General features: G+C 57.2%; 11 protein-coding genes. 9 read left to right on the top strand and 2 right to left on the bottom strand.

The features are described 5' to 3' along the window. The 7 genes from ACEQU8_RS02485 to iscX form a co-directional block, all read left to right on the top strand. On the top strand, positions 1 to 556 hold a 556-nt coding region (locus ACEQU8_RS02485), incomplete at its 5' end, for an aminotransferase class V-fold PLP-dependent enzyme (RefSeq protein ID WP_370261232.1). A 39-nt stretch (positions 557 to 595) separates the two neighbouring features. Then, entirely contained in the window at positions 596 to 979 is a 384-nt protein-coding gene (gene iscU / locus ACEQU8_RS02480; protein WP_370261231.1) for a Fe-S cluster assembly scaffold IscU, read from the top strand. 37 nt (positions 980 to 1016) lie between these two features. Continuing rightward, positions 1017 to 1340, top strand: coding sequence for an iron-sulfur cluster assembly protein IscA (gene iscA / locus ACEQU8_RS02475; protein WP_370261230.1), 324 nt, complete (start codon positions 1017 to 1019; stop codon positions 1338 to 1340). Between the two features lie 4 nt (positions 1341 to 1344). Continuing rightward, positions 1345 to 1869: a Fe-S protein assembly co-chaperone HscB gene (hscB, locus tag ACEQU8_RS02470; protein ID WP_370261229.1), complete on the top strand. Its 525-nt coding sequence runs from the start codon at positions 1345 to 1347 to the stop codon at positions 1867 to 1869. Next, positions 1869 to 3749, top strand: coding sequence for a Fe-S protein assembly chaperone HscA (gene hscA, locus ACEQU8_RS02465; protein ID WP_370261227.1), 1881 nt, complete (start codon positions 1869 to 1871; stop codon positions 3747 to 3749). The genes hscB and hscA overlap by 1 nt, the downstream gene beginning before the upstream one ends. A 28-nt stretch (positions 3750 to 3777) precedes the next feature. Beyond that, entirely contained in the window at positions 3778 to 4116 is a 339-nt protein-coding gene (gene fdx / locus ACEQU8_RS02460) for an ISC system 2Fe-2S type ferredoxin (RefSeq protein ID WP_370261226.1), read from the top strand. Between the two features lie 28 nt (positions 4117 to 4144). Continuing rightward, the gene (gene iscX / locus ACEQU8_RS02455) at positions 4145 to 4339 is read left to right on the top strand and encodes a Fe-S cluster assembly protein IscX (protein WP_370261225.1); all 195 of its coding nucleotides are present in this window, start codon (positions 4145 to 4147) and stop codon (positions 4337 to 4339) included. On the opposite strand, the gene ACEQU8_RS02450 is transcribed toward iscX, so the two are convergent. Together ACEQU8_RS02450 and ACEQU8_RS02445 are read right to left on the bottom strand one after the other, a co-directional pair. After that, the gene (locus ACEQU8_RS02450) at positions 4336 to 4836 is read right to left on the bottom strand and encodes a GNAT family N-acetyltransferase (RefSeq protein ID WP_370261223.1); all 501 of its coding nucleotides are present in this window, start codon (positions 4834 to 4836) and stop codon (positions 4336 to 4338) included. The genes iscX and ACEQU8_RS02450 overlap by 4 nt on opposite strands. Then, positions 4836 to 5387 carry a pyridoxamine 5'-phosphate oxidase family protein gene (locus ACEQU8_RS02445; RefSeq protein WP_370261222.1) on the bottom strand — a complete coding sequence of 184 codons (552 nt, stop codon included), beginning with the start codon at positions 5385 to 5387 and terminating at the stop codon, positions 4836 to 4838. Before ACEQU8_RS02445 ends, ACEQU8_RS02450 begins: the two co-directional genes overlap by 1 nt. A 154-nt stretch (positions 5388 to 5541) precedes the next feature. Between ACEQU8_RS02445 and ACEQU8_RS02440 the strand changes: the two genes are divergently transcribed. Both ACEQU8_RS02440 and ACEQU8_RS02435 read left to right on the top strand, forming a co-directional pair. Further along, on the top strand, positions 5542 to 8112 hold the full coding sequence (locus tag ACEQU8_RS02440; RefSeq protein WP_370261221.1) for a circularly permuted type 2 ATP-grasp protein: 2571 nt from the start codon (positions 5542 to 5544) through the stop codon (positions 8110 to 8112). 2 nt (positions 8113 to 8114) lie between these two features. Then, positions 8115 to 9044, top strand: a complete 930-nt coding sequence (locus ACEQU8_RS02435; RefSeq protein ID WP_370261220.1) for a transglutaminase domain-containing protein — start codon at positions 8115 to 8117, stop codon at positions 9042 to 9044. Positions 9045 to 9240: the final 196 nt, after the last annotated feature.

Raw genomic sequence — 9240 nt, 5'->3', positions numbered from 1 at the left:
CAAGCCGCGCATTCGCATTGATGCTCAAATGCATGGTGGCGGTCACGAGCGTGGCATGCGCTCTGGCACCTTGGCCACCCATCAAATTGTGGGCATGGGTGAGGCGTTCCGTTTGGCCAAGCTGGAAATGGACTCCGAGCTTCCAAAAATCAAAGCCCTGCGCGACCGCCTGCTCAATGGCTTGCGCGGCATCGAAGAAATTTATGTGAACGGCGACCTTGAGCAACGCGTGCCACACAACCTGAATGTGAGCTTCAACTTCGTGGAAGGCGAGTCGCTCATCATGGCGGTCAAAGACATTGCGGTGTCCTCTGGCTCGGCCTGCACATCGGCTTCCCTGGAGCCCTCTTATGTGCTGCGCGCGCTGGGCCGCAGCGACGAACTGGCACACAGCTCCATTCGTTTTTCGGTGGGTCGTTTCACCACCGAGGCCGACATTGACTTTACTGTAGAACTGATGAAAACCAAGGTGGCGAAGTTGCGTGAACTGTCGCCCCTGTGGGAAATGCATCAAGAAGGCATCGACCTAAGCACCGTGCAGTGGGCCGAGCACTGATTGGGCATTTAACTGGATTGAGGATTAAGGAGAAGTACCATGGCATACAGCGACAAAGTATTGGATCACTACGAAAACCCCCGCAACGTGGGCTCTTTTGACAAGGGCGACAACGAAGTGGGCACCGGCATGGTGGGCGCCCCCGCCTGTGGCGACGTCATGAAGCTGCAAATCAAGGTGGGCGAAAACGGTGTGATCACCGACGCAAAATTCAAAACCTACGGTTGTGGCTCGGCCATTGCCTCATCTTCGCTGGTCACCGAGTGGGTAAAAGGCAAAACCCTGGACCAAGCGCTGGAAATCAAAAACACGGCGATTGCCGAAGAGTTGGCCCTGCCCCCGGTGAAAATTCACTGCTCCATTTTGGCCGAAGATGCCATCAAGGCAGCCGTTGAAGATTACAAAAAGAAGCACACCGCCTAAAGTGCGCTCAAGCTGTTGAATTGAAGGAACACACACCATGGCGATTACATTGACTGAACGTGCCGCCGACCACATCAGCAAATTTTTGGCAAAGCGCGGCAAAGGCATCGGCCTGCGTTTGGGCGTTCGCACCACAGGCTGCTCGGGCATGGCCTACAAACTTGAGTTTGTAGACAGCGCTGCCGATGAAGACACGGTGTTTGAATCCCATGGCGTGAAGCTTTTTGTCGACCCCAAAAGCATGCCTTACCTGGAAGGCATCGAGCTGGACTTCGCTCGCGAGGGTTTGAACGAAGGCTTTAAATTTAACAATCCCAACGAGAAAGCGCGCTGCGGATGTGGTGAAAGCTTCACGGTGTGAAGCCGTGGCACAACTCAGCGACAACGACTTCGATATTTTTGGCCTGCCCTGCCAGTTTGAGCTGGACGGGGCTGCATTGTCTGCCGCGTATCTGAAGCTGCAAAACCAAACCCACCCCGACCGCTTCGCCAATGGCAGTGCGCAAGAAAAACGCCTGGCCGTGCAATGGGCAACCCGCATCAACGAGGGCTACAAACGGCTTCAAAACCCGGTAGAGCGGGCCATTTATTGGTGCGAACTGCAAGGCGAAAACCCCAGGGGTCAACAGAGCAACTTGCCGCAAGCATTGCTGATGCAGCAAATGGAGTGGCGCGAGCAGCTTGAAGAGCTTGGCGACCAAGCCGACCTTGAAGACCTGATCGACGAAGTGCTGGCCGAGAAAAAACGCTGCTTAAGTGCTATCGCCACATGCATTGACCAGCAGCAGGACGCCAAAGCGGCCACGCAAACCGCCCAAGCGCTGCTGTTTATTGACAAGTTTTTGATCGAGTTGAATAAAAAACTCGAACAGATGGAGGACGCCAGCTAATGGCTTTGTTGCAAATTGCCGAACCCGGCATGTCCACCGCCCCCCACGAGCATCGGCTTGCGGTGGGCATCGATTTGGGCACCACACACTCGCTGGTGGCCAGCGTTCGCTCTGGCAGCGCCGAATGCCTGCCCGATGAAGCTGGGCGAGTCATTTTGCCCAGCGTGGTGCGCTACGGCGAGCAGGGTGTGCGCAACATGGGTGAAGACGCATTGGCCTGCGCTGACACCGACCCCTTCAACACCATATTCTCGGTTAAACGGCTGATGGGCCGCGGCTTTGCCGATGTCGACAGCTTGAAACTACCCTACCGCCTCACCGACAGCGGTGGCATGGTGAACATTCAAACCGACCATGGCACCAAAAGCCCGGTCGAGGTGTCTGCCGACATTCTTCGCGCGTTGCGTAAACGCGCCGAAGCCACCTTGGGCGGTGAATTGGTGGGCGCGGTTATCACAGTGCCCGCTTATTTTGACGACGCACAACGTCAAGCAACCAAAGACGCGGCTCAGCTGGCTGGGTTGAATGTGCTACGCCTCATCAACGAACCCACGGCTGCGGCTGTGGCCTATGGGCTGGACCAAAAAGCCCAAGGCCAATTTGTGGTGTTCGACTTGGGCGGCGGCACATTTGATGTGTCTATTCTTCGGCTGCAAGGCGGCGTGTTTGAAGTGCTGGCCACTGGCGGAGACTCCGCTTTGGGCGGCGACGACTTCGACCGTGCCATGGCCGACCACTTTATTGAGTCGCATGGTTTAAACGAGCTTAGCCCCCAGCAACGTGGCCGCTTGGTGATGGCTTGCAGGCGCGTGAAAGAGCAAATTTCCAGCGCACACACGGCTTTTCTAAGTGTGGACTTTAAAAGCGGCGAAACCATTGCCGAAACAGTCACGGCAGAGCAATTTGCTGCCATCGTGGAACCCCTAGTCAAGCGCACCATTCAGGCCACTCGCAAAACCCTGCGAGATGCGGGTTTGGTCAAGGACGACATCGACGGCGTGGTGTTGGTGGGTGGCTCCACGCGCATGCCCGTGATTCGCCAGGCTGTGAAAGATTTTTTTGGTCAAGACCCCCTGGTGAACCTCAACCCCGATGAAGTGGTGGCCATTGGTGCTGCAATCCAGGCTGATACGCTGGCGGGCAACCGCAGCGACGACGACCTGCTGCTTCTGGATGTGATTCCCTTAAGCCTGGGGCTGGAGACCATGGGCGGCCTCACCGAGCGGGTGATCAACCGCAACAGCACCATCCCAGTGGCGCGGGCGCAAGAATTCACCACCTTTAAAGATGGACAAACCGCCATGGCCATCCACGTGGTGCAAGGCGAGCGCGAATTGGTGAGCGAAAACCGCTCCCTGGCGCGTTTTGAGCTGCGCGGCATTCCCCCCATGGTGGCTGGGGCTGCGCGCATTCGAGTCACATTCCAGGTGGATGCCGATGGCCTGCTCAATGTGACCGCCATGGAAACCGGCTCCGGCGTGAGCGCCAACATCACGGTAAAACCATCGTATGGCCTGGGTGACGATCAAATCGCCGACATGCTGAAAAACAGCTTTGAACATGCGCAATCGGACATGCATGCTCGCCAATTGCGGGAGCAACAGGTGGAAGCACTGCGCTTGGTGGAATCCGTTGAAGCCGCCATGTCCAAAGATGGCGACCTGCTCAGCACTGATGAACAGAAGGCGATCACCGCTGAAATACAAACCCTGCGCCAATTGGCGGCTGGCGAGGATCTGCGGGCCATAGAAGCTGGCATAGAAAAACTTGGCCACCTCACCGAAGACTTTGCCGCCCGCCGCATGGATGCCGGCATTCGCAAAGCGCTGACCGGCAAAACCATTGACACTGTGAGCAGCACGCTGACCGGCGGCAAATAAAACACACAAACATAGCGAGATTTACACCATGCCAATCATCAAAATTTTGCCGCACGAGACCTTGTGCCCGGAAGGCAAAACCTTCGAAGTGCCCACCGGGGCCCAACTGTGCGAATCCATTTTGAAGCACGATATTTCGCTGGAACACGCTTGTGAGATGAGCTGCGCCTGCACCACCTGCCACGTGATTGTGCGCGAAGGATTCAACAGCTTGAATGAAAGCAGTGACGACGAAGACGATTTGCTGGACATGGCTTGGGGCCTCACGCCGCAGAGCCGCTTGTCTTGTCAGGTGAAAGTGGCCGACAAAGACCTGGTGGTGGAGTTGCCCAAATACACCATCAACCACGCCCGCGAAAATCACTAACAAACCCACAAGCAGGAGCCACAACATCATGAAATGGACCGACACGCTGGACATCGCTATTGAGCTGTGCGAAGCCCACCCCGATGTGGACCCGCAGTACATCCGCTTCACCGACCTGCACAAATGGGTGTGCGCCCTGCCCGGCTTTGATGACGACCCCAACAAGTCGAATGAAAAAATTCTGGAAGCCATCCAGATGGCCTGGATCGATGAGCAGGATTAATTTTTAAGCAAAGCCCAGCGTTCGTGGTCGCGCCAGCGACCACGCAATTTAATAAACCCGCGGGCCAACCCTTCTTTATGAAAGCCACAGGCCTTTACCAATGCGATAGATGCCTTGTTGTGGGGCTGAATATTGGCTTCCAGCCTGTGCAGGCGCAAAGTTTTAAAGGCAAACGCAATTGCCTTGCGCAAGCCTTGGCTGATCAACCCCTGCCCCTCATAACCAGCAAACGCAAAATAACCCAACACGGCGCTGCAATAGGCGCCATACGCAATTTGTGTAAGGTTCACCGAGCCCACGATTGCCCCGGTTTTTTGTAGGCAAATCACAAAACAATAGGCATGCGGGGGCTGGAAACGCTCCAAATAGCGCTTGAAAGCGGGGGCGTCTTGGGGCACCGTGATCCACGGTTGATGCAAATTGCGGCTGGCCCGAACCGCCTTTAAAAACTCGGCCTGGTCATCAAGCTGCAAGGCTCGAATGATCACCCTGGGCATTAAGGCACCAGGGCGGTTTGAAGCCATTGCTCATGCGCCCATTCAAGCAACATGCGCTCATGCCCTTCGCGCTTCAGAACCAGGCTATCCATGCGCTGCACGGTGAACCTAAGCACCACAAAATGTTTTCGGGCCTGGTCAAAATTCAGTTCAGCTGGCAGCTTGGGCTCGGTGGGCAAAGGCTGGCCTGGTGCGCTCAGGGTGGCGTAGTCTTTGCGGGCATGCTCTGGAATGGTGGCCCACAATGCTTCAATAGTGGCTTCGTTTTGCTCTTGCTCGGCTTTGGCCCACAAGCGCAATTGCCATTGGTGCCGCGCATCCCAAAACAACATGGCCACTTGGGGGTTGTGTTGAATGTGGGCCATTTTCTGGCTGCGTGCATCGGTGTATACAGTGATCTGCCGCTGTTCAATGTTCACCCCGCGCAACACCACCTGCCGCGCATCGGGCCCGTCAGGCCCGCCCGTGGCCAAGGTGAGCACACGCCAAGGGTGTTTTTTATCCACTTTGGCTCTCACCAAGGTTTGCCAAACATTCAATGCAAAATCCATACAACACCTGTTCAACAACAGCCACACCCGCATGGTGTGGCGCTCTATTACACACCACCTTTCACTCAAATCCAAGATATGCCCGCAAACCATGGCAAGCCAGTGCCAGGCAATTACAATAGGCGGCATTGAAATATAAAAAGCCGATGTGTCTGTGAGCGCAAACCCAGCAAGCACCAGCCTGCCTGAGATCAAGGAAGAGCCCTGGCAACAGGCCATCCTGAAGGGCACCAGCGCCTATTTCAGCGAAATGGCCAGCAATGGTCTGCTACGCCCGGCTTGGGCAGAATTCATCAGCAAATTGCCTGCAGGCGACCTGGCTGACCAACTGGACAGCAAACGTCAGGCGCTGGACAAACAAATTCGAGACAACGGCATCACCTACAATGTGTACGCCGACCAGCAACAGGGCGCAGCTCGCCCGTGGTCACTCGATTTACTGCCTTTCATGATTGAACCAGCCGACTGGGCGGTGTTGCAGGCCGGCGTGGCCCAACGTGCCAAGCTGCTGAACCTCATGATGGCCGATGCCTATGGCGAACAAAGGCTGCTGCAACATGGCTTGTTGCCTGCCGATTTGTTGTTTGGCCATGCGGGCTACCTACCCCACATGCATGGTGTGCAACCACCCAACGGGGTGTGGCTGCACATGATGGCCTTTGACATTGGCCGTGGCCCCGATGGGCGCTGGTGGGCCATTACCCATCGTATTCAGGCCCCGTCCGGCTTGGGCTACGCGCTAGAGAATCGCCTGAGCATTTCGCGCAGTTTTAACCGCGCGTTTCGTGAAATGCACATTCAGCACCTGGCCGGTTTTTATCGTGAATACATGGATGGCATACGGCGCATGTGCCCCAAAGGCGAAAACGCCCGCATTGCCCTGCTCACCCCTGGCCCCTACAACGAAACGTATTTCGAACACACCTATTTGGCCCGCTACCTGGGTATTACCCTGGTGGAGGGCAGCGACCTGGTGGTTCGCCAAAACCGTGTATTTTTAAAAACCGTCAATGGCCTGGAACCCATTGATGGGCTGATACGTCGCACCGACGACCAATGGCTCGACCCACTTGAGCTTCGTGAAGACTCACAGCTGGGGGTGCCCGGCCTGCTGCAGGCTGTGCGCAGCGGCGGCGTGGTGATCGCCAACATGCCCGGGGCGGGCTGGCTGGAAAGCCCAGCCATCCACGGCTTTATGCCCGGCTTGGGGCAACACTACCTTGAGCAGGAACTGATTTTGCCCAGCGTGCCCAGTTGGTGGTGTGGTGAGTCGCCCGCCTGGGCCCAAGCCAGCGAGCGGCTGAATAACCTGGTGATCAAGTCCACAGGGCCAAACCGCCAGGGCCGCACCATGGACAGCGTCATGGGCTCTGAACTTGACGACATCGAAAAGCGCCAATGGCTCAGCCGCATCAGCCAAACGCCTACGCAGTTCACCTTGCAAGAACTCATCCCGCTGTCGCGCGTGCCCATTTGGACGCGGGAAGGCAAAATCGAAGAGCGTGCCATGATGCTGCGCCTGTTTGCCGTGAGCGACGGCCAAGGCAATTACTCGGTGATGCCCGGCGGCCTTACCCGGGTGGCTGGCGACCAACACGGCATTGTGAGCATGCAAAAAGGCGGCACCAGCCTGGACACCTGGGTGCGCAGTGGCGAGCCTGTGGAGCGCAGCAGCAACCTGAAAGAAAAACTACAAGCCAAAGACTTGCAAGCCCTGAGGCGACCTGTGTCCAGTCGTGCCGCCGAGCATTTGTTTTGGTTGGGCCGTTACACCGAGCGAGCCAGTTTTTCGCTGCGCTTGCTTAAACACGCCCAAGGCCTGTTTAACGACGAAGAATATCTGGACCCCACCACCTTGGGCTTGCTGCACGAGCTGTGTGGCAAACAGGGATTGAGCAGCGAATTCGACCCGGCTGACCCCATTGGCCAAGATGCCCTTGAGCAGGAAATTTTGGACCGCATGTGGTACAGCAAGAAACCCAACGCACCGGCGGCACAGGGGCTGGCTGAGCAACTGAATGCGCTGGCGCGTGTGGCCTCACAGCTTCGGGACCGCTTAAGCAGCGACCATTGGCGATTGCTCAGCGACTGCGCCAAGGTGTTGGAGGAACCCGATTGGCTGCGCTTTCACCGCAGCATACCGGGCAACTCGCTGGCCAAGGTGCAGCTGTATTTGCTTGCCATGCATGGCGAACAAAGCGACCACATGACGCGCGACAATGGTTGGCGCTTTTTACAGCTTGGACGCCAGCTTGAGCGGCTGTGCTGCGCCTGTGAATGTTTGCTTTCGCTGACCAGCACACCTGGCCGAGCTGGCGAATACGGCCTGGCGATGGCCATTGCCTTGGCTGACAGCACCATCACCTACCGTTCACGGTACCAACATCGCTTTGAGTGGCTGCCCACCCTGGACCTTTTGATTTTCGATGACGACGCCCCTTATGCCGTGCGCCGTATTTTGTACAAGCTGGATATTGTGATTGATCGCTTGCCCGGCGACACAGGCCCTGTTCGCCAACTGTTTGATGCGGTGTTTAATGGCGGTGAAATGCCCAAGGCACTGAGCCTTGAGGGTCTTCAACCCCCTTTCCCGGCCGAGACCGGCAAGCAACTGAGGGCCTGGCTGCAAGACCTTCTCGACATGGCCTACAACGTGAGCGATGTGGTGGGCGCGCAGTATTTTAGGTTGGCAGAGCTGCCCGACCAAGTGATACAGGGGCGATAAGCATGAATTCGAAGCCCGATCAGGCCAGCCTGCGCAAAGTGACTCACGTCACGCATTACGACTACCAGCAGCCAGCAGAGTGCGCGCAACAAATTTGTATTTTGCAACCGCAGGAAGGCACGGGCATGCTCGCCGGCCCCCTGCGCAAGGGGCAACGCGTGATCCACCACAGCTTGCGCATACAACCCAACCCCTCGACCGTGCAAAGCCGCACCGATGCATTTGGCAATGTGGTGCACCATTTTGAGCTGAACTACCCCCAGGACCACCTTGAGGTGCACAGCGAGATGGAAGTCGAAGTACTCCCCCAACTGCACCCGGGTGCCATTGAAGACCTGCCGGGCCCGGCCTGGAACAAATTGGTGGAGGGCATTCGTTACCGCGCAGGCAGCAGCATTCATGCAGACCACCAATTTCGCTTTGAATCCAAGCACGTGCCCCTGAGTGAGCCCATGCGCGACTATGGCATGCTTGATTTTTGGCCCAACCGCCCTGTGGTGGCCAGCGCCAAAGCCCTGATGAACCGCATTTACCGGGAATTCACCTACAAAAGCGGCTCCACCACCATACACACCACAGTCATCGAAGTCATGCAGCGCCGCGAGGGTGTTTGCCAGGATTTTGCACATCTGATGCTCAGCGTACTGCGTTCCCTGGGACTTCCTGCCCGCTACGTGAGCGGTTACATGCTGACCGACCCGCCACCGGGCCAGGCCAGGCTACTGGGCGCAGATGCCAGCCATGCGTGGGTATCGCTGTGGTGTGGTGAAGACTTGGGCTGGGTGGATTTTGATCCCACCAACAATCAACTGCCCGACACCCGATATGTCACCGTGGCGGTTGGGCGCGACTACGCAGACGTGCCGCCGATGCGGGGGGTGGTGCATGGTGGGGGCAAGCACAAGCTGAAAGTGGCTGTGACGGTGCTGTGAGGCTGCTTTGCACAGCTTCTTGGTGCAGGGTTGGCACAGGTCGCTGGGCCTAGGATTGCCCTTTGGAGCGCGGTGCGCCGCGCTTTTTGGCTGGGGCAGCACCGACCCCTTGGCCTGGGATCAGCCCGTGTATCCCTTCTTGTCCCTTCCGAGGGGGCATGCAAGGCGAAAATGTCGCCATTGCATCCGATTCGGT

Source organism: Limnobacter sp., from assembly GCF_964228395.1.
Classification (GTDB): domain Bacteria; phylum Pseudomonadota; class Gammaproteobacteria; order Burkholderiales; family Burkholderiaceae_B; genus Limnobacter.
The sequence above is the reverse complement of the archived record's forward strand: the minus strand, read 5'-3'. Positions and strand labels throughout refer to the sequence as shown.